Below are 23,345 nucleotides of genomic sequence, written 5' to 3'. Positions count from 1 at the left end.
AATTACAACATAATGAGGTGGTTATACTTATTAGGCGTAAATTAGAAAACAGGTGTTCTATAAAAAATAATTGGTAATCAGTTTATATAAAAGAAATTGAATCTATCTGTAATAACTCTGACTCGTTCCTTTTGTACATGCACAATTACTAGCACCTTGTAGAAAATCTAAACCAATAGTTACCATATGTGTTCCTGAATTAAAACCAGACAAATCATTTAACGTTAACTGATATGAATACGCAAAAAAGAATTGATTAAATGTAATACCAGCCATTGGACCTACATTTAAAGGCTTAAAGAATTGATCGTTAAGGAAGCGATATGACCCTCCAACAAAATAATAATCTCCTTTTCTATTGAACTTTCTATATTTAAAATTGATATCAGTACTAGATCGTCTATCGCTATCAAACATTTGATAAAAAACAGAAGGTTCAAATTCTACATCTTTATTGTTTGGACTTTTAATAACGACACCAGAGTATAATTGGTAATTTAGTAATCTACTTGGTTCTAATCCAAGAAATCCATCGGTATCTTTTTTTATAATGTTATTGGCATTAAAACTTAAGTAAAATGCTTTCCATCGGTATAATAAGCCAGCATCAAAATTGTTATTAGATACGCCTCGATCGTCTGTAACAGCCGGATCAACAATAGGTATTTCATAAGTGGTGTTGAAATTTTCTATATCTATTCTAAAATTGTTGATGTTATAAGATAATCCAAAGGATAAAAATTGTTTCGTCTTATAATCTAATGTCAAATGGTGCGCAAAAGAAAACTTAACTCCTTTCTGACGCGTATTTCCATTCTTATCGTTGTAAGCTGAGATACCAACTCCTGTACGGTTAGAAATTCTAAAATCAGCATAAACAGATTGATTATCTGGTGCATTTTTAATACCAACCCATTGCGTTAATCCATTTGCTCTAATTTTTAGATTATCTCCAATTCCGGCATAAGTAGGAGAAATTACAAAATCGTTATCTGCCAAATACTGTGTAAATACTGGTAGATTTAATTCTTGGCCATAACCGTTTGCGAAGACCAAAAAAAGAATATATAGTGCGAATTTTTTCATAATGTTATCTTTCTAATTTTATGTCTTTTATCTATATAATGTAAAATGTCCAACAAATTCTTTATCGTGTGTGGCGTCATTAGTTTGAACTACAAACCAATAATCACCAGAAGGTAATTCTCGACCTTTATATTTTCCATCCCAAACCTCACCAACATGGTATGTTGCTACTTTACGACCATAGCGGTCAAAAATATCGAAGGTTAGATTTGGATAATTCTCAGTACAACCTGGTGCCCAAGTATCAAATTCACCATCTCCATTTGGAGTAAACCAATTAGGAATACAGATTTCTTGAAACTCTAATTCTATTTGTAAGGAGGCATAACAACCACTACTATCCATTACTCTAATAGTATATAAGCCTGATTCAAAAATGAAGAATGAATTTTCATTTCCATAATCCTCATCGTTAATAGTGAATTGATAATCACCAGCACCTCCAGCAGCATTAATGATATATTCATTTAGTCCGCCCTCAGTAAGAGTTAAGGTTACGGGATCTGCCATTTCAATATCGAAGAATTCAGTTGTCTGAATACATCCATTTGTATGTCTAACATCTATAAAATGATCGATTCCTACTGGTACATTTATAAACGTATTACTCGATTGGTAAGGACCACCGTTTAATGAATAATCTAGTTGCGTAAGATCTTCAATAGAGGCATCCACTATTACTGTTACACGATTACCTTGTATATTGTTTTCACAAATACTTTCGATTATTATTTCTGGTAAAATGGTTACAGATTCTGGGAATGTAATATTCCATTCAGACTCACAACCAGCAGCATCTCTAACAAATACAATATGATCACCACCTTCTAAATTTGTGAAATCAAATTCAGTTTGGGCAGCACTTCCTGTTGTATAAACACCATCATAATCATCTAAACTCACGCTATAAGGAAGTGTTCCTCCTGAGATAGCAATACTAAATTCTCCATCTAAATTTCCTGAACATACTTCTGGGAAGAATGAACCTGGAACTATACTCAATACAACTTGCTCAGGCTCTGTGATGGTAACATCAAATCTTAAGTAACACCCTGACTCATCCATTACAATGATATCATAATCCCCAGGTGCTAAATTCTCAAAAGTATTAGTTTCAAAAAATTGGTTTGACTGTGGTGAGATAGCATACTTAATAACTCCTGTACCACCTGATGCAGTTACTTCAACCGAACCATTATTATTGCCGGCACAGCTTACATTATTTACAACCAGAGTCGCTTCAATTGGTGTCGCAGGCTCTGTAATACTTATTGGAGTAGACGTCACATCACAATCACCGCTTTCAACAAGAACAACATAATCACCAGCAAAAAGTTCTGTAAAAAAGCCAGGACTTGTTTGCGGAGCCGTAACAGTGTTTCCTAAATTATCTTGCAAAGTATAGGTGTAGTTTCCTAAGCCACCTGTTGCTGACGCTAAAATAGAACCGTTATTATCACCAAAACAATTAATAACTAAATTGGATGCTTCTAAAGTCACCTCTAAATCTGGTAAAGGATCAACTGTAATTTCATTAGACACGTTGGTCACACAACCGTTAGCATCTCTTACAAAATACGAGTACGTACCATCGGGAACCGAGAATGTTGTAGATGTTGTAAATGTTCCTATAATAGGTGCAAACGAAGCATTCTCACTATATGAATATAAGCCTGTTCCACCAGTTGCGCTTAATGTTAATGTAGATTCTGTTAAACAAGTTTGAGTTGTTGTTCTTACTAAACTAGCTTCGACTGGTGTAGGCTCAGTAATAACGATATTTGCAGATGAAAATTCACAATGGAAACCATCTGTAATTCTTACAAAGTAAGTTCCAGGACCTAAGTTTTCAAATATATTAGACGTTTGTGGACCAGAAACACTCGGTGTTGGTAAAACAGTGTTTAAGGTATACGTATAATTTGCGCCTTGTCCACCAGTTACATTGGTAATCGTTATGCTCGCATCTTGATCTCCAAAACAAGATAAAACTGTAGTGTTTGGAGTAAATGTTGCTGCGATTGGATCTGGTGTTTCTAATGTAATTGTTTCAGAAACAATACAACCACTTGCATCTCTAACGTTTACTGTATAAGTTCCGGCAGATAAACCTGTAAATGAACCATTGCTAGAATAAGCCACTGTCGCAGCGCCTGTTAATTCATATTCCAAATCTCCCCAACCACCAGTTGCGATTGCAGTTATCGTTCCTTCATTATCATTACAAGTTACATTTGAAGTTTCTGAGATATTTAATGAGATACCATTAGTTGGAGATGCAATAGTTACACTTGCTGTTGCAGAACATAGAGGAATATCTGTTTCAGTAATCTCTACTGTAAATGTTCCTGCACTCATACCTGTTACTATTTCTGGATTAGTAGAGGTGTTTGCATTTATAATTCCTGTTAATGATGTACCTAAGCTATCAAAGACTTCATAGGTATAAGTTCCGGTATAATTTGCGATGTTAATTTCGAATGATCCTGAATTATCTCCAAAACATGTAATGTCCGTTGGAGTTAATGTTACTATAGGAAGTATCGCTTCTGCAACAGAAACAGACACCTCTTCAGTACAAGACGTTACTGTGTCTGTAATTGTAATAGTATACATTCCTGAAGGTACTCCCGAAAACACATCTCCTGCAAAACTAATCGAAGCAGGATTAGGTAAAATACTATAAGTATAAGATCCAGATCCTCCAATAGTAGTCATTGTAATTTCACCATCATCATCATTACAAGTTGGTAAAGCTGTTACCTCTGGTATGATAGCTATTGGTGCAACAACATCTACTGAAACGGTGTTACCACAACCATTAACATCATTAATTCTTATAGTGTGTGTACCTGAATATAAATTTGAAAGTGTGAATGGAAATGTTTGTGTTTGAAACGCTCCGCCATTAATACTAATACTGTAAGGTGGTACACCAACAGTATCTAATGTTACATCGATTTCATAAGCACCTTCCGCTACTGTACATTGATTATTTAAACTTGCAGAAATAGCAGGAGTAGGATCTGTGTCTATCACTAAAACAGGACTTGTAACAATACAGTTATAAGCATCCTTCACATGAACATAATAGCTTCCGGCAGCGTTATTAAATGTACTTGAACTATTCCAAGCTGCATCTGTAACAAGTGGGGTAGTAGCAGTTGTTGTGATTTGATATTGATAAGGAGGTGTTCCGTTTGAAGCAATAGCGCTAATCACACCAGAATTAGGTTCACAATTTGCATTCTGATCCACTGAAGCTGCTAATTCTAATAGAAATGCAGATTCCGTAATATTAAATGGAACTGTTACAATACCACAACCTGCATTAGGTCCTGATGTTTCACGAATTGAAACAAAGTAATTACCAAATGGAAGTGGGCCAAATTCTAATATATTTAAAGAACCATTAGCAGGTAAAGCAGCAGAACCACTAATTCCTGTTGATGTTAAACTTAAAGTATTAAAGATTTCATAGGTGATAGAAACAGGACTTGCGTAAGAACTGTTTACGGTAAATGAAACATTACCATCTGCACTTCCTGTACAGGTAATATTGTTAGAACTAACCGCTGTTGCAGTTAATGTTGAGTTAGTAGGAATTGGAATTGTTGCTGGCTCATAATAACTACAGAATGTAGAGGCATCATAGACAATAAATGTATATACTACACCAGGTATTAAATTTGTAAATGTTGCAGACTCACTACCAGGAGCATCTTCACTTAACCACGTTCCAGCCGGATATACAGTACCAGCTCCTTCATAAATACTGAAGAAAAATGGTCCGGCACTAGTTAGAGTAGAGCCAATACTTACTTCTGCTTCACCACCTGTAGCACAATCGAATGATGGTAAAATATCAATATCTAAATCTGTTGGAGGTGATGCTACTAATACATCTTGAACTAAAATAGAACAACCATTAGCATCAACCACATTAATTTGGTAAAGTCCAAAATCAACCACATCAAAACTAACAGATGTTGAGCCCATATTATTAAATTCAGAATTAGAATACCCATTGGTACCTGTAACAAAATAGTTATAAGGAGGTGTTCCACCTGTTACAGAGTTTACAATTACTGATCCTTGAGAAACTCCGCCTGCACCACAAGTGATATCAATAGCATTATAATCTACAACTATAGGATCTGGTTGGTCTATAGTTACAGTTTCAGTTGCTGTACACAATTTTGCATCTGTAACAGTAACGGTATATATCCCTGCAGGTAAACTAGATGTTTGTGTACCGTAATCGTTTCCTGTACTATCAGTTACATTAATTACAAAAGGAGGTGTTCCTACAGACGTATCAATAGTAACATCAATAGCACCATTGGTATCTCCATTACATAAAATCTCTTGTGTTTGTACAACCAAACTTAAAGCAGGTAATGATATTGGAGTTACAGTAATTACTGAAGATTCAGCTGAACAACCATTTGCATCTGTAATTTGAAGTTGGTACGTTCCGGCAGTTGCTGCACTATAAGTAAACGGTGTTCCTGTTGTACCTAAATCGGTATAAGCTGCTCCATCTATAGATACTGAATAGGTATAAGGTGCGGCACCAGTAACAGTTCCTGTAAGTACCGCATCTGGTGATGCAGCACAATCTAAATCCTTTGTTAACACCACAGATAATGTTGGAGATGGAGTAGGAACAATAGTATGTGATTCACTATATACACAATCGTTTTCATCTTTTACTTGAAAAGTATAAGTTCCAGGTTCTAAACCTGAAAAATCAGTAGATGTTTGATAAGCAGTTACTGCAGAAGCAGGTGCTGTAATTTGATATTCTAATATGCCGACACCGCCAGTTGTTCCTGTAATAGAAATGGTAGCTGTATTAGAAGGACAAGCTACTGGGGAGTTACTAAACGTTAAATCGGTTGGTGGGTTTAATTCGTTAATTGTAATATCAGCCATTGCAGATGCACAACCCGTTACATCCATTACAATAACGGTATATGTTCCTGCTGATAAATTACTGAAATTAGCATTATTTTGAAATGTTACACCATCAATACTATAGGTGTATGGTGCTTGTCCGCCAGTAACTGCTGTAACCGTAATTGCACCGGTTGAAAGACAGGTGTAAGGTGCAGCTAATTCAACTGTACCAGTAATTGCTGCTGCTGAACCAATTGAAACTGTTTGTGGACTTGATTCACAAACATCGGTACCAGAAGTGTATTCTACTACGACTTCGTAATCTCCGATTGATAATCCTGTAAATACATTTGAATTCACAAATGTAACTCCGCCATCAATACTATAATTAATACTACTACCATTAGCATTGCTAACATTGATTGTTAATGCACCAGTGCCATCAGAACCAGCACACGCTATATCAGTTGTATTCACATTAAAATCTGGTCCGGAAATAGCATCAACATTTATAGTAACATCTGTACTACAGTTATTAGAATCTGTAACGACTACATTATAAACTCCTGTTGAACTCACTACAATTTGAGGTGTAGATTGAAAATCTGTAGCACCATTTACAAAGTAATAATAAGGAGGTGTTCCACCTACAGGATACACTGTAATCTCACCGTCAGAACAATTTAAAGGACTTGTTAAAGCTATAGTTGCTGTTAATATAGGTGGTTCTATAATGGTAATATCTTCAGTAAATATACAGCCATTCTCAGATTCAATAGTCGCTGTATACGTTCCAGGATTTAAATTTTGGAATGTATAATTATTATCAATAATAGGACCAACAGTATTTACTACAGTTGCACCTTGAGAAAGGGTAAATACATATTGCGGATCAGCATCATTAGCGGATAAATGTATACTTCCTTTATCTCCATAACAAAGAGGTTGGGTAATAGTTGTAGAACCAGTAAATTCTCTATCTCTAATTTGCACACTAGGAACAGTAAATACACAAGGGTTTGTTGTTAAGTCTATTTGTCTTACATAAACGGTATATGTTCCTGCCGTATCAATTGAGAATACATTACTGCTTTGGAAATTGGTTCCATCTATACTGTATTCATATCCAGAAGGCACATTATTTACGGTAATACTTCCGTTAGTTTCACATATAATGTCTGTTGAATTAACTGTTGGGTTTAATTCATTCTGATACACATTGAAATAAAACTGAACATTACATCCTCCAGGATAGTTTATTGTAATTCTATATTGTCCGGCTGTATCAACTAAAAATCCAGATTCACTAGGAACTGCATTCCATGTACAAGATGTATTTTCATTAGCACAATCTGAATTTGAAACGGCATCACAACTCGTTTCATCAAGCACTTCCCAAATAATCGAGGTAGAATCGGAAACGTTTGTTTGAATGATTCTTATATCATCAGCACCACATAAAAAGATATTAGGTAATAATTTTCCATCATTAGGACAAGTCACAACTTCATCGGCATAAGGAATTACAGGGTTGGTTGTATTAGAACCAAAAAGCTGTACATTAAATTGCTGAACAATAGATTGACATGGAGCCACTGCAGTATTATAAGAATAATAAGTACCCGTTTCTGTAACAGTGATAGACTGCGAATTTCCTATCACAGGAACTCCTGTAGGACTTGTAGACCACGCATAAGAATCGTAGCCATTAGCTGCTGTTAATTCTACACTATCTCCACAAAGAATTTCATCATACTCAAAAGTACAGTTAAGATCCGCTAAAAAGTTAGTAGCCTGAGGTGAAATTAAACACCCTGTATTGCTACTTAAACTTGGATCATCTGTAATAGTGAAATCAGGGTTTATAGTTCCTTGATACGTGGCATAAGCTTGATTATTAACAATATTTGAACAAGCATCTTCTAATTGTCCACAATCGTCTACAACTTGTACTTCAATTCTTATTTCATAAACAGGATCATTCTCCTCAACAAGTGAATTATCGATATCTAAAATAAGTTCTCTTGTTGCCGCATTATAGCTTTGAACTGTAACACCAGCTGGTAGAATTAAATCTGTTGGATGGTTATAAATAATGTTTACAGGTAGAATATCTCTTATTGAAAAGTTTGTAGCATCATCATTACCCGTATTCTGAAACCCAATAACATAATTTAAAGAGGATCCTAAACCTACTAATTGTCCACCAATATCATTTCCTAAGTCGTCTTCAACAATTTTTGTTAATACGATATTAGGAGCAATGATCTCAATCGCAAAGGCACTAAAATAATAATAGTAGATATCTAAATTACTACCTAAACTAATGTTTGCTGTGGTTGCATTGTTGGCAATTAGAGAGTTTCCTGGATTGGGGATATTTATAATACCAGCATCAAATCCTAAGGTGTTAGAACTATTTGGCGTTCTTGTGGTAAATAATTCGGAAGTATTTGTAAGTGGGTTAATATCGGATACAGAACTATTAAAAAAGTTGTTTCCAGGTCGAATTGTTGTACCAGCATTGTTAGTCGCACTGATAGTAGTTCCGTTTAATCTTAAATAATCTCCAGTATAACCTCTATCTCCTTCAATAGTACTAAATGCGAACTTTGCACGAACAGGACCGGTTGGTATGGTTGTAAAACCACTTACAGGAAAGGTTTCATTGATAGAACTTGTAATTTTAGTAAAACCATCAAAAGACGTAATATACTTACTAGGTAGAAGCGGATCTTCATAAACCACGAATAAAGACCACCCTGCAGATAGACCTTCAGAATTTGGTTTCGGACCGACTAAAGTTGAAATATTAGCAACAGCATATGTCCCTTCAGGATCTGGTAAAGCTGTAAGCTTATCTGTTACATCATGGTAATATGCATAAGTGTTAGATCGGTTATTATTAGAAGCGTTTTGATAGTAAATTTCAGTTCCCGTAATGTCTTCATAAGACCCTCCAGGGACTTTAAACTTAATATCGGACTTTGGTTCATCTCCATCAACAACCGCACTCCAATATAAACCCGCATAAACAATAACATAACAGCTATCATCGCCTGGCACATCTAAATCGGCACTACTAGAGTTAAATGTACTAGCATCACCATCGATATCTACATATACCGCAGCATTTACGCCGTCGTTTGTAGAGTTTCCATTGTAAGGATTAGAAACATGTAATCCCACATTACTATTTCCTATTAAAAGTATATCTCCTTTTATGGCTTGATCGTACCGTGGAGAAAATGGCACGAGGTTTTGTGCAGATATGTACTGTCCCAATATTAGAAACAAAACAATTACGACTATTCTAGAAAAAGTAGGTTTTTTCATGATAACTTATTTTAATTAATCACTTTATTTCTTGGGGCAAAGACGTAAGTGATAGTTGGCTTAACTATTATTAATTTTCTATTTTAACTATTGACATTTTTCCATTATATGGTCTATTTCCTTTAGCTTCTAAAGCTTTATTGGCACTTCCTATATCGTTAACTTTATCATAGTATATGTAATATTTACTAGTGTTAACATCATGGAAGAAATCAACATTGGTTTTTCCAGAAGCAATAACTTTGGTTATAAATTCATCTCTACTTTTCGTATCACTATGAACTGCTATTATAAGGTAGTAACCACTTTCAATATGTTTTATATTCTTTAATATCTTGATATTATTTCCTTGTGATTCTCCAAAATCAAAATCTTCAGCTTTTAAAGGAGTTTCAGCTAATGGTGTTGTTTCTCTTATGTTTTTCAACTTAGCTCTATCTTGAGTATATCTATCATCCTCACTATTAAAAGCAGCGCGCTTGATTCGTCTTCTTTTTTCAAATTCAGTAGCTACTTTAATAGCCTCTAATTTTGTTTCTAATTGTGTGTTGACTTCATTCGCTTTTAACTGCTCTGACTGTAATCTTTTAATTTCCTTTTTATAGAATAAGGTAACTTCATCTAGGGCAAATGAACCATTAGCAACACGTTCTTCATATAGTTTAGTTAATTCATCTATTTTTTCGCTACGAGATTCTATAACATTATCTAAATCTGTTTTAATTGCTCTAAGCGCATTGTTTTCTGCAGTTACACTTTTAAACGGTTTTGGTTGTACTGTAATTCCCTGATCGCTTAAATCATTTTCTTCTTTTAAGTCTTTAAGATCTTGGTCTTTGATCGCAATGATATCGTTAAATTGTTGTAATAAATCAGTTTGAATTGCCTTAGAGTCTTCAGTTGATTTTGCTAAAGTTTGCATTGATTTAGCAAGCGCATCTGTTGGATTAGAAATAGCATCTTCCTCAGCTTCTTGCTCTGCTAATAATGCAGCTTGTGCATCAGCTTCTTCTTTAGCCTTTTGCTCTGCTAATAATGCAGCTTGTGCATCAGCTTCTTCTTTAGCCTTTTGCTCCGCTAGTAATGCAGCTTGTGCTTCAGCTTCTTCTTTAGCCTTTTGTTCTGCTAATAGTGCAGCTTGTGCATCAGCTTCTTCTTTAGCCTTTTGCTCCGCTAGTAATGCAGCTTGTGCTTCAGCTTCTTCTTTAGCCTTTTGTTCTGCTAATAGTGCAGCTTGTGCATCAGCTTCTTCTTTAGCTTTCTGCTCTGCTAATAATGCAGCTTGTGCATCAGCTTCTTCTTTTGCTTTCTGCTCTGCTAATAATGCAGCTTGTGCATCAGCTTCTTCTTTGGCTTTCTGTTCTGCTAATGATGCAGCTTGTGCATCAGCTTCTTCTTTAGCTTTTTGTTCTGCCTGTAATCGTGCTCTAGTTTCTGCTCTTTCTGCCGCTTTTTTGTCTGCTTCAATTTTATCAGATTTAGCCTTTGCTTCAGCTAATTCTTTAGCTTTTTGTTCTTCTATTAATTTTGCTTCAGCTTCAGCTTCATTCTGTGCTGCTAATATTTCTGCTTGTTTGTCTGCTTCAATCTTAGCTTGCGCTTTTTTCTCTGCAGCCAATTTTGCTTGCGCATCTGCCTCGGCTTTTGCTTTAGCATCAGTAGTCTTTTTAGTACTAGCTATGCTTGGCTTGGTCTTTTTAACTACACGACGTTTCTTAGTTCCACCTGAAGATAAAATACTACTTACTTCATCCTCTCGACTGTAATCGTAATAATTGTTGTTTTTAAATCGGTAAGCTAATGTGATTTCGTGCGAAGGTCCATAATTACTTAAATCTCCAAATGCCGTTTCAAAATTATATTCTATCGCTATTTGTGTTGTAATATTAAGACCAAGTCCACCAGAAGCTCCATAAAGTGTATTATAACCAGCTTGTGCCCAAATCCCTTTAGGAACTGTTACCATCGCGACTGCAGAAATTATAGTTTCTTCTTTTTGAAAATCTGATCGTAATAAACCTGTAAACTTACTTTCATCAAAAAAGCCTCTACTATCCATATAACCAGTATACATGACATGTGCTTGAATACTTTGTTGCGGATTATCCTCAATAAGTGCTGAGGTCTGAAAATTATATAAAGCTAAGTTGTTAATCGCTAAACCAAAATCTAAAAATTCAGTTCCATAATTAATTCCTGGGTTAACTGTTAATAGAAAGTTTTCTGGTACGTTTTGTAACGATGGATCATCAAAATTAGTGATTACGTTTGCTGTGTTAACTCCACTTTTATAGGCTCCGATGTTAAGTCCAAAAGTTAAGTTGCTATCGTAACCTAATTGTGCATTATATGCAAAATTCAAAATACCACCAAAGGTGGTTAATACTCCATAATTTTGTTGAAACAAACCTAAACCAGCTCCAATATTTTCTCCAAAACGACCAGAATAACTAGCTAAATAGGTGAGTGGTGCGTTTTCAAATTGAACCCATTCTCTTTTATTGTAAATGCTGATATATTTAGTTTGTTCTCTAACAAAGCTAAATGTTGGGTTTATAGTATAACGATTAAAGGTTAATGAGTTTCGTGTTGGTATGGCAAGTGAAACCACTCCGTCATCTTCTTGAGCGTAGAAAGTCTGTATAGAACATATACATAATATAAGAAGTAAGAAATAGGCTTTCATATTATTTCACTACGGTTATTGAACCTTTTTTTGTTTTATTATCAGATGTTGTAATAATGTAATAATACACTTGGTTGATACTGGTTAATTTTAAATCGTTTTCAGGCCAATTGTTTTGATAGTCATTTGTTCTTAAAACAACTTTACCTTGATTAGACATAATAATGACTTCCGTATCTGTACCGCTAACATAAATTGCAGGTATGATCCAGGTATCATTAATACTATCTCCATTTGGGCTGATAAGATTTGGAATGTCTTCGACTTCAGGAAAAAGGTCAAGCTCCTCTTCAATAGAAAATAAATATTCAATTGAAGTTGTACAGCCTGTAGATTGCGTAATAACGACTCTATAATCACCAAAATTAGTAGCTTCAAATGACGCTCCTGTTGCGCTAGGAATTAAATTACCATCTAAGTACCATGTAAACTCAGGAGTTATAGCAGTAGTGGTAATAGTAACCATTAAAGAATCTTCTGATGACATTTCATTAAATTCTGGAACATTGATTGAGCTATCAAATAATTCGCTTATTAAATCAATTGAACCAGAAGCAGAACAGTCTCCTAAATCTACTTGTACCGAAAAGGTACCAGATTCATTAGTTTGATACATTTGACTCGTAGCATCTACTATTATATTTCCATCCTTATACCATTGGTATGAAACACCACTTATGGTACTTAAATTAGTGAAACCTTCTCCCGGACAATATGGATTTCCTAAACTTGACGCTATAGTAGCATTTGCTTCACCTGATACTGCTTCACTAATAGTTACACGATTAGAAAAAGAATCAGAAGTACAGCTTCCGTAATTTGTTCTCACAAAATATGTCCCTTCGGTATCAACTGATAATGTTGGTCCGTCAGCGACAAAAACAAAAGTTGTTGGTCCTGTTTCCTTATACCATTTAAATGTAAGGCTTGGATATAGTAGTGGAGAATCATTATTTTCATCACCAGGATTATCTATAGATAGTAAATAACTACCTCCTGCACAATAAGCACCAGTAGATACTAAGTTATTAATGGTAAATGGAGAGTCTTGAATTTTATAATAAGCAGCAAATGGAACCGATCTAGAGCTAGTTGCCACTGGAGCACTACTTTTAATACGGATACGATAATTTTCACCAGCCGTTGTTTCTGGAAGAGAAAACGACAAGGTCGCAGGAGAAGTGGTTACAGAACCTGCTTCTGTTGTGTGTATAATTGTTGAATTTGTAAAATCACCATCAGCATCAGACATCTCAATAGAAAATTGATTAGAGGCATTTAACACAGATTCTGGTGAAAAAATAAAAGTAGTATAATAGGTATTAAAAGACGCACTTGCACAAGCTTGACTAAATCCTAAATTTGGCGTACCAATTACTATTTGCGCATTAGCTCGTGTAGACACAAAAACGAGACATAGGCAAATTCCATATAAAAACGGGGTTAGGTAAGTAGGTTTAAGCATTGGTTAGGAGTTGTAGTTTTTTAATCTATAAGCTGTTTGGGGGTTTATCAGTGTCATAACATGTTTAAATTTTCATCTAAACATGTTATGAGTTAAAATTTTTTGTTTACAATAATTAGTAGTGAATTATCTTATTCATCCTCTTCGTCATCATCAAATAAATCATTTGATGCTATAATTTTATTAATTCGTAATCTAAAATCTGGATTTCTACTATTTTCAGAATCAATAAAAGTTTCATCATCTGGACCTTTAGAGTACACATTGTCAAAAGCTCTACTACCATACCAACTCTCTAAATCATCATTGTTAGTATTTCCTTTTTTGAAAATATTTCCTTTACAGTTATTAAAGTAAGAACGGGTAATTTTAATCTTATCTAAATTTTCACTGTTAATTTCAATTTTATCATCTAAAATTACAGCAGGCTTAAACCCAGAGATCACACTTTTATGAATGTTAAACGATGCATCTGGCCCAATAAAAATAGCTTCTTGCACCAAACCTATTTTAATATCATATTTTAAATCATTACTAACATTAACTAGCGTTAGGTTTTCTGCTTTTACAAAAGTTTCCTTTTGAGAAGAATCAGCGTTCTCTTTTAAATCATAAGAACTTACATACATACAGCGCGAGCCATCCGCACTTGAAATATAAGGCGACCTTACAGCCAATGCATTTTTAATATTACATTGTGTTCCGTAGTTAAAATTATAATCGTTTTTATTAGATCTATAAGAAACTGTTTTAGTTAAGTCAACTTCTCCGCCTAAAACATTAAAAGAGCTTCCTTCACAGTAACTAACCATAATGTTGCTTATTGCAGTTTTTAGTCCAACACCTGCAAGGGTAAGTCCACTAAAATTTCCAAATGCTTTGGTCTTTTTACCAGCGTATTCAATTCTAATATAATTTAATATACCAGAGTTACTGTCAGAATTGTCACCACCATAACTAATACTTTCTGTAGATGAAGGGTTTAGACCATAATTAAGAGATGCTACGCTTCCAAATGTATTAATAGGTGCATCACCTAATATAAATATCCCACCCCAATCTCCAGGCTTTTTATCTGTTCTGTTAGAAGTGAAAATAATTGGATCCGTTGGTTTACCTTCTGCTATAATTTTAGAGCCGTTAGCAATAACTAAAGCGCCTTTTGTTTTATAATCACCAAGTATAACTGTACCAGGCTCTATAGTTAAAGTTGTACTATCTGTAACAAAAACGTCACCTAATAATAAATAAGTGTTTCTTTTGGTTAATGTGGTGTTCTCAGTAATGTTTCCAGACAATATCTGAGTAGGTTCTTCATAGTTCGCTTTGTTAGGTTGAAAGTCTGTCCATGAATCTAGCCAATTGTTATAGCCAGTAATTCCCTTTTCTTGTTGGGCAAATAAATTACCAAACACTAAAAGAAAGAAAAGTGTAGTAAAAGTAATTTTTTTCATAGTAGGTAAATTTTGTATTGTAAGGGGTTTAATCAATTAAGTCCAAACATATAAATTTTATCTATGAAACACAAATTATATCGACAAAATACACACATTTAACTAAAATGTATTGTTAATACTACAAATACCGACTGTTTGTCGGGTATATTTACAATTATTAAGATAGTGTAAAAAAAGGCCAAATAAAAAACCTTGACACTTTACGGGTCAAGGCTTTTTTAAACACATAATAATTAAAAAACTAACTAATCCTTTTTATAATCTTCATAGGTATGTAATGCTTTTAACGTTGATTCATAAAAAAGAATAGCTGCAATTAAATCTGTGGTATCAGAATAGGGCAATATCTTTTTTTGGAACTCAATGGTACTATCAAAATAAGACGTAGAAGCATCAATATTATCTTCTAAGGCTTTTCTATTATCTTTTGTATCTGGGATTCCTAGGTTCTCCATGGTTACACCAGGTTTCGTAGCAAATGCTATATTTGGAAGAATATTTACAATAACTTCTATTCGTTCTATATAAAGAACTAGCAAGTCACCTTTTTTCATCTTTTTCAGATCTTCTCGACTGTGGTATTTTGAGATATTTACTTTACCACTAATGATGCTTTGAGACTCGTCTTTCTTCTGAGCAAAACTCATACTGATCATTAGAAAAAATAGAGCACAAAATAAAGTAGATTTGGTATTCATATTCACGCTTTTTAGTTAATCTTAGTGCCACAAATCTATACAATTTATTAAATAAAACAACTATAACACGGCAATTTTCGCAAAACATTTTCGCTTACGAAATACATATTTTAAGGTTAAACTGCGTCTTTGCTTGATTAAATGCGTATTTTATCGATGAAATACTTTGTGGTTTTTTGTTTCAATTTTCGACATAGAATGAATGAATTTTGATAAAAACTGATAATTTAAATATGAAAATAGAGATATAATTCAAGATTAGAAAACAATTCATTTTTAGTGAGAAAACTCCTAAATCTAACCATTAGGTTAAGTCATATTGCTTTTTATTTTTGATTTTTTTCAAGGGAATTATTTGATTGATTTAAGAATTAAAATTATCAACGAAAAATGACTGTTTTGTGTTCTTACTTTGCAATTAATAAGTAGTATTTCATCGGTAAATTTCGCTCATTTTTTCAGTTTATCGTAAAAATCAAGCATTGGTATGATTTTTAGATGATTACGAGATAAAAGCATCAATTTTGGTGAAACCCAAAAGCTTATCCTCATGAAAAACCTAATTGCTTTATTCTGTATTATATGCTTCAATAGCGCATTTCATATTGTTGCAGCACAAGAATTAAAATTGAATAGCCCTATATATGATCGTGCTATAAATCAAATGAGTAACACAGATACGATTCCCGATTTTAGATCTAAAACAAGTAAACTAAAGTTAACCGGGATTATATATCAAAGTGATGGTGTAACACCTGCAAAAGATGTTATCTTATTTATTGAACAACCAGACGAAGATGGTGATTTTGATTTGAGAAATACAGGTGATGCACGTTATGTTTTCCATAGAAGTTGGGTTAAAACAGATTCAGATGGCAGATACACATTATATACGTTTGTTCCTGGAGGAGATAGAAGATATAATCAAATGCAACAAATATTTCCGTTAGTTAAAGAGCCATCAAAACAAGAGTATCAAGTAGACTCATTTTTATTTGATGAAGACCCACTACTTACAAAAACATGCAGAAAGCGCATGGCTAAAAAAGGAGATACAAGTCGAATTCTTAAGTTAAAAACTGAAGATGGTATGTTTGTAGCGGAACGTAATATTACTTTAAAAGCTGATAAAACCTTAGCAAAATTATAAATTGAAACCCTAAAATATTACCTAAGCGTCCTAAAATTATTTAGGACGTTTTTTTTTGTTCCTATTTCGAATAAGTTTGATTTACATTCAACTTAGTGATAATAATTCCTATTTTTAGTCATACGAAATATAGATATAATGAGTAAACAGACGTTTCACTTAGGTCTTTCTTTAGCAGGTGCAGTATCTGCGGGTGCTTATACTGCCGGGTTTATGGATTATTTGCTCGAAGCACTTTCTGAATGGGAAAAAGCAAAACAAGAACAGGCGAATAATCCTAAGAGTAATATTCCAAATCATAGGGTTGTTATTGATGCGATTGGTGGTGCTTCAGCAGGAGGAATGGTAGGAATGATTTCTACACTTGCTCTTTATGCTGGAAATTGGAAACCTGTTAAAAAAGTTTCGAATGTAAAAACGGGTAATTATCTATATGATAGTTGGGTGTTTTTAGATGATGACTTAACCTCAAACAATGAAAAGAGTAGAGCTAAAGCTACATTCGAAAAAATGCTCGATACTTCAGATATTGATACAGACCATGGAGCTCCTTCACTTTTAAATTCTACTCCTATAGATGCAATTGCAGAGCGTGTTTTTGATGAATTACCAAAAGATGCTGGTTTGGATAAATTACCGAGCTTTATTTCTAAAGATTTAAGATTGTTAATTACACTTACAAGTCTAAGACCTTTAGATTATAAGGTGAAATTAAGTAGAATTAAATCGAAATTCTTAGATGAAACTCCGTCTCATCGTGTTAGTAGTCATGATGTGGTTGCACATTTTAAACTGAATTACGATAGTAAAACTGACAAAGAACACTATTTACCATTTCTTCCGCACAATCTAGATTCTAGAAATTTTTTAATCAAAGTCACAAAAGCGACAGGTGCCTTTCCTATTGGTTTAAAGCCGCGTTATTTTAATGATGAATTTGCTACTGAATACTTAAACAATAGTCTTAAAGTTCGCAAATCACTCCTAGAGGATATGGATGTTTTAATTGATGAAGAGGAGACTCCTAATTTTCAATTTACAGCTATAGACGGAGGTACAATAAATAATGAACCATTTGATGAAGTTTTAAGACATCTCATCAATACACATGGTGCACCAAATATAGAAAACCCAAAGTTTGGAACAGTACTTATTGATCCTTTTCCAAGTTTTTTCGATACTATCAAAACAGATAAAATTAATTATAAGATATCTAGCATTGTGGGCATACTTGGTGCTCTTGTACCAACCATTCTCAACCAAGCACGCAATAAACAAACAGATACTTATGGTGTTGGTCTATTTAAATTGATGTCATTTCCTAGAAAATTGAAGCCCGGAAAAATGGAAGTTAGAGATCATCCACCTTTAGCTACAGGAGCTTTAGAAGGTTTTGGAGGCTTTATTGATATTAAATTTAGACAGCATGATTTTTTCTTAGGTAGAGATAACGCTCGGAATTTCCTAAGAGGAATTCTCTTTTTAGAATGTGACCAAAATGATCCTGATAATTTGTTTTATGGTGTAAATGATGCTGCCATAGCTGAATTTAGACGGCTTGTAAAACAAGATGATGGAAGCGAAAAAGTGTATATGCCTATTATTCCAGATATTAGCAAGATTGAAGGAGATACCAATCCCACAAGTTACGAAGTGGAAGACTTCCCAAAGTTTGATTCTAAAGCTTTTAAAAAGCTTGAAAAACCAATTAAGAAAAGAATTAAAGCCATTTTAAAAGCAGAACTTAATGGACGAATTAGCAGTTGGATATTACGACCAATTGTTAGTGTTTTTAGAGGTGTTTTTGCTAGTAAAATCACAAAATGGGTTATGGAACAAGTTGAAGCTGATTTTAAACAACGGAAGATGTAGCTGAAATCTTCTTTAAATATCAGTTCATCAATTCAAAAGCTTGTTTTGCAATTTCTAATTCTTCATTCGTTGGGATAACCATAATTTTGGTTTTAGAAGTTTTAGTGTTTATTTCTCTGATAGCTTTAGATCTAATGTCGTTTTTATTGGCATCTAAATTAATTCCGAAATAATCCATGTCCTCACAGACTAATCCTCTAATAAGACTAGAGTTTTCGCCAATACCTGCTGTAAATACAATAGCATCTAAACCATTCATAGCTGCAGTATATGAGCCAATATATTTTTTAATTCTATAGGCATTCATTATTAAAGCTAATTTACAATCCTCATTGCCATTAGCAGCTTGTGCTTCAATATCTCTTAAGTCATTGTAACCTGTTAGACCGAGCATGCCACTTTCCTTGGTTAATAGTGTATTTACTTTATCTAAATCGTACCCCAAGCTATTCACCAAGTAAAACACAATCGCATGATCGATATCTCCACTTCTGGTCCCCATAATTAAACCGTTAGAAGGGGTAAACCCTAAACTATGATCTATACTTTTTCCATCTACAACGGCAGTCATACTGCAACCATTACCCAAATGAATGGTGATTATTTTAGACGTTTTTAGTTGTAAATAGTCAAGTGCTTTTTCTGTGACATATTTATGACTTGTACCATGAAAACCATAGACTTGAATTTGCGCTTCGGTAAAAAGCGCTTTAGGAATAGCATATCGTTTTGCTTTTTCTGGTAAGGTTTGAAAGAAAGCCGTATCAAAAATGGCAGCTTGTTTAGCATCCGGAAAAAGTTGCTCGGCGACAACAATCCCTTCAAGATTATTAGGGTTATGTAAAGGCGCTAACGAGCCAAACTTTTTAATATCTTGTTTTACAGCATCTGTAATCAATGTGGTATTCGAAAATGAATTCCCACCATGTACCACACGATGCCCAATAATTTCAATCTCGTTGGTGTTTTTTATCACCCCTTTTTCAGGATTTAATAATAGATCTACCACTTTTTGTAAACCGTCAGAATGATTTTCTATCTGTTCTATTTGCTTAATATCAACAAGATCTGTTTTATAATTAAGTATGGCATCTTTTTGACCGATTCGTTCTACCAATCCGGTACATAGTAATGTTTCGGAAGGCATTTGAATCAATTGAAATTTTATAGATGAGCTCCCTGAATTGATTATTAAAATATTCATACTAATTCCATGTTTTTAAATGCCTTGTGCTTGAATAACCGTTACGATTACGGTATTAAAAATATCGTCTGTTGTACAACCACGACTTAAATCATTAACAGGCTTGTTTAATCCTTGTATTATTGGTCCGATAGCTAGTGCTTTAGTTTCGCGTTGCACGGCTTTATAAGTGTTGTTTCCGGTATTAAGATCTGGAAAAATAAAGACGTTGGCTTGACCAGCAACTTCAGAATTAGGTAATTTTGATTTTCCGACATTTATATCAACAGCAGCATCATATTGAATAGGACCTTCTATTTTTAAATCGGGTCTCATACGTTTCACTATTTCTGTCGCTTTTCTTACTTTTTCGACATCTTCACCAACACCAGAAGCACCCGAAGAGTAGGAGAGCATCGCTATTTTTGGTTCAATACCAAATCCTATACTCGTGGTTGCAGAAGAGATTGCTATTTCAGCTAATTCCTCAGCGGTTGGGTTAGGATTAATAGCACAATCTCCATAAACCGACACACGATCTTCTAAGCACATAAAAAACACAGAAGATACGATAGACGTTTCTGGTTTGGTTTTAATAAATTGAAGTGCAGGCCTAATGGTGTGTTGTGTGGTGTGAATGGCTCCAGAAACCATACCATCTGCATCTCCATTGTGTACCATCATAGTCCCAAAATAAGAAACATCTTCCATTAAATCTTTAGCCATAGCTAAATTTACATTTTTGTGTTTTCTCAGCTCGTATAGCGTTTCTGCATATGCTTCAAACTTATCAGATTCAATAGGGTTTATAACGTTTACAAGATTTAAATCTAAACCAATATCGTGTGTAATAATTTTTTCTTCAATTTCTTTTCTATTTCCTAGTAAAGTGATGTCAACAGCACCTAACTCTATAAGTTGTTTTGTTGCCATTAGGATACGCTCATCTATCCCTTCTGGTAACACAATGTGTTTTTTGTTAGTTCGTGCTCTCTTTAATAAGTTATACTGAAACATACGGGGAGTAATGCCGTTGGTTTGAAACGTTATTAACCGTTCTAAGAGCTCATCGACTTTTACATGGTCTTCAAATTCTTTAATTGAGGTTCTAATCTTCTCTGTGTTTTCAGCATAGATTTGTGATTTAATTGTGCCGATTTGGTTAGCGACTGCAAATGTTCCTCCTTTGGCTGATAAAATAGGCACCACATCCGAAAGCCCTTCAATAAGTTTAATAATTGACTCTTCGGGTTTTAGGCCACCTGTAAGTACAATTCCAGAGATAGAAGGGTAGTTCTCAGAGATGTTGGCTTGTAAAGCGCCAAGAATAATATCGGCTCTATCACCAGGTGTAATCACTAAACCGTTCTCCTTAATATGCGTTAAATAATTATGCAGTTGCATAGCACCAACACTGAAATTCCCAGCCTGATTATTGATATGAGCCTCACCAAATAAAACTTCAGCATCAAGCGCGTCAACAATTTCTTTTATGGACGGATTGGCTAAAATGGGGTTAAGTGGAATGGCATTAACAACCACACCTACAGGCAGTTCCTTTTCTAATTCCGAAATCGTAAAAGCCTGATTGTAGGGTTCTACTTTATTAGCAATAACGGCCAAAACTTCAACACCTTTATCTCTAAAAGAATCGAAAGCCATATGTATATTACCCACAAGATCATTCATCGTTTTACCAACTCCGCTTGCAAGAATTATAGCAGGAACACCTAAATTTTTTGCGATTAAGATATTGATATCAAATTCTATGATGGCGCCTTCACCAACAAAACTACTACCTTCAACTAACACAAAATCGAAACGCTCTTCAATAGCTTTGTATTTATCAATTATTGTACTGATAATTTTATCATCTTTATCGTCGTTTTTCATTTTAATAACCTCACTTCTTGTAAAAGCATAGGCATCTTCAAATTTTAAATCGAGATTAAAATAAGTCGTTACTGTATTGATATGGTTGTCAATTTTACCTTCAACAAAATCATCTATAATAGGTCTGAAATAGCCAACTTTTGCTGCTTTACCAAGTAATAATTGCATTAAGCCTAATGAGATTATAGATTTGCCACTATTAGGCTCTGTAGTGGTTATATAAATTGCCTTATTCGTTGCTTTTTTATTCATTTTTATAGATCTATAAGTGTTGAACACAAGGTGTTAAAATAAAGTACAAATTTAAGGCTTCTAAGATATTAACTTATGAGATATGTCATGTTTTGGGATCGTTTTCATTAAAATGAACTGAACTTAGAAGTCAATAAGGATAAGCAAGCCGATGTAAGTAAACCGCTTCACGTTAGTTATTGGAATAGGCTCAATTATGTAAACTATATGATCCGCACGAATTATAATTAAAATAAATGCAATAAAACATTGTATGTTAAAAAAATGGCATCATCTTTGTTCTTTAATAAGTTATATAAATTAAATTACATTACAATGAGTAAAGGAACAGTAAAGTTTTTCAATGATGCCAAAGGATTTGGATTTATCACTGAAGAAGGAGTTGACAAAGATCATTTTGTACACATTTCTGGATTAATTGACGAAATTCGTGAAGGCGATGAAGTTGAATTTGATCTTGAAGACGGTAAAAAAGGATTAAACGCAGTAAACGTAAAAGTTATCTAATACATATACTTCAAAGTTTAATAAAAAAGCCCATCAGTTACGATGGGCTTTTTTTATAGTATTAATTTATGATTAGAGTTAACTAATCTTTAATTCTAATGGGTTTTAATTGAATTAGTCCAACAGCATCTAATATTTTTATGATGACGTAAGTTAGATCTATTTCATACCATTTTACACCAAAATTAGCTCTACTTGCATATTTATGATGATTGTTATGATAACCTTCACCCATCATTAAGAAGTCAAATCGGAATAAATTTTTACTTGTATTCTTCATTTTAAAATTCACATAACCATAAATGTGACCAAACCAATTGATAATAACTCCATGTATTGGTGCCATTAAAAAGGTAATAGGCAATAATAACCATTGCCACCAAGCCGTCGCAAAAAAGGCAAAGAATAAAATATACAATGAAATCCATAGTAATCTAGAAAAACGAGAACTAGCAAAACTATCAAATGCCTTCCACTGTGGTACATTTTTTGTAAAGCGCTCATCTACTTCAATACGTTGTTTATTAATATCTTGATAGATGGTTTTTGTCTTCCACATCATTGCAAATACATTAGAATCATATGAAGGAGAGTGCGGATCTTTTTCTGTATCAGTGTAGGCATGGTGCATTCTGTGCATTATACCATAACCATAAGCACTTAAATAACTAGAACCTTGAAAAACCCAAGTTAAAATAAAGGTTATACGTTCCATGGTTTTAGACATTGTAAAAACTTGGTGTGCTGCATAACGATGCAAAAAGAAGGATTGAAAAAATAGACCCCCATACCAAAGTATTAAAACGAAAAGAATTATAATCATAGTTGTTTTTTTGCAAAGATAACGACACAATACGT

General features: G+C 33.9%; 12 protein-coding genes. 3 read left to right on the top strand and 9 right to left on the bottom strand.

Annotated elements, in window-relative coordinates; all coding sequences use genetic code 11:
• Positions 1–102: 102 nt before the first annotated feature.
• The 6 genes from DFQ09_RS06950 to DFQ09_RS06925 all read right to left on the bottom strand — a co-directional run bounded on the left by DFQ09_RS06950 (position 103) and on the right by DFQ09_RS06925 (position 15,630).
• Entirely contained in the window at positions 103–1,086 is a 984-nt protein-coding gene (locus DFQ09_RS06950; protein ID WP_115808920.1) for a PorP/SprF family type IX secretion system membrane protein, read from the bottom strand.
• A 27-nt stretch (positions 1,087–1,113) separates the two neighbouring features.
• Positions 1,114–9,324: a T9SS type B sorting domain-containing protein gene (locus DFQ09_RS06945; protein ID WP_115808919.1), complete on the bottom strand. Its 8,211-nt coding sequence runs from the start codon at positions 9,322–9,324 to the stop codon at positions 1,114–1,116.
• A gap of 70 nt (positions 9,325–9,394) precedes the next feature.
• Positions 9,395–12,010, bottom strand: a complete 2,616-nt coding sequence (locus DFQ09_RS06940) for a PorP/SprF family type IX secretion system membrane protein (RefSeq protein WP_115808918.1) — start codon at positions 12,008–12,010, stop codon at positions 9,395–9,397.
• A gap of 1 nt (position 12,011) precedes the next feature.
• The gene (locus DFQ09_RS06935) at positions 12,012–13,475 is read right to left on the bottom strand and encodes a T9SS type B sorting domain-containing protein (protein WP_115808917.1); all 1,464 of its coding nucleotides are present in this window, start codon (positions 13,473–13,475) and stop codon (positions 12,012–12,014) included.
• 131 nt (positions 13,476–13,606) lie between these two features.
• A complete protein-coding gene (locus tag DFQ09_RS06930; RefSeq protein WP_115808916.1) occupies positions 13,607–14,929 on the bottom strand; it encodes a hypothetical protein in 1,323 nt (440 codons plus the stop codon).
• Between the two features lie 248 nt (positions 14,930–15,177).
• On the bottom strand, positions 15,178–15,630 hold the full coding sequence (locus tag DFQ09_RS06925) for a hypothetical protein (RefSeq protein ID WP_115808915.1): 453 nt from the start codon (positions 15,628–15,630) through the stop codon (positions 15,178–15,180).
• Positions 15,631–16,180: 550 nt separating this feature from the next.
• Here DFQ09_RS06925 and DFQ09_RS06920 point away from each other — a divergent pair.
• Together DFQ09_RS06920 and DFQ09_RS06915 are read left to right on the top strand one after the other, a co-directional pair.
• On the top strand, positions 16,181–16,780 hold the full coding sequence (locus DFQ09_RS06920) for a peptidase associated/transthyretin-like domain-containing protein (RefSeq protein WP_115808914.1): 600 nt from the start codon (positions 16,181–16,183) through the stop codon (positions 16,778–16,780).
• Between the two features lie 138 nt (positions 16,781–16,918).
• Entirely contained in the window at positions 16,919–18,652 is a 1,734-nt protein-coding gene (locus tag DFQ09_RS06915; protein ID WP_115808913.1) for a patatin-like phospholipase family protein, read from the top strand.
• Between the two features lie 19 nt (positions 18,653–18,671).
• Here the strand turns inward: DFQ09_RS06915 and DFQ09_RS06910 are convergent, their stop codons facing one another.
• Together DFQ09_RS06910 and pta are read right to left on the bottom strand one after the other, a co-directional pair.
• The gene (locus DFQ09_RS06910; protein ID WP_115808912.1) at positions 18,672–19,856 is read right to left on the bottom strand and encodes an acetate/propionate family kinase; all 1,185 of its coding nucleotides are present in this window, start codon (positions 19,854–19,856) and stop codon (positions 18,672–18,674) included.
• Positions 19,857–19,871: 15 nt separating this feature from the next.
• Complete coding sequence (pta, locus tag DFQ09_RS06905; RefSeq protein ID WP_115808911.1) at positions 19,872–21,980, bottom strand: phosphate acetyltransferase; 2,109 nt, start codon at positions 21,978–21,980, stop codon at positions 19,872–19,874.
• Between the two features lie 315 nt (positions 21,981–22,295).
• On the opposite strand from pta, the gene DFQ09_RS06900 reads away from it, so the two are divergent.
• Positions 22,296–22,487 (top strand): cold-shock protein, encoded by a 192-nt coding sequence (locus DFQ09_RS06900; RefSeq protein WP_020897234.1) that lies wholly within the window; start codon positions 22,296–22,298, stop codon positions 22,485–22,487.
• An 82-nt stretch (positions 22,488–22,569) separates the two neighbouring features.
• Here DFQ09_RS06900 and DFQ09_RS06895 read toward each other — a convergent pair whose 3' ends face one another.
• Positions 22,570–23,310, bottom strand: coding sequence for an acyl-CoA desaturase (locus tag DFQ09_RS06895; protein WP_115808910.1), 741 nt, complete (start codon positions 23,308–23,310; stop codon positions 22,570–22,572).
• Positions 23,311–23,345 lie beyond the last annotated feature (35 nt).

The organism is Winogradskyella pacifica (assembly GCF_003386275.1).
GTDB classification, from domain to species: Bacteria; Bacteroidota; Bacteroidia; order Flavobacteriales; family Flavobacteriaceae; genus Winogradskyella; species Winogradskyella pacifica.
This window is presented reverse-complemented; position numbering and strand designations above follow the sequence as displayed.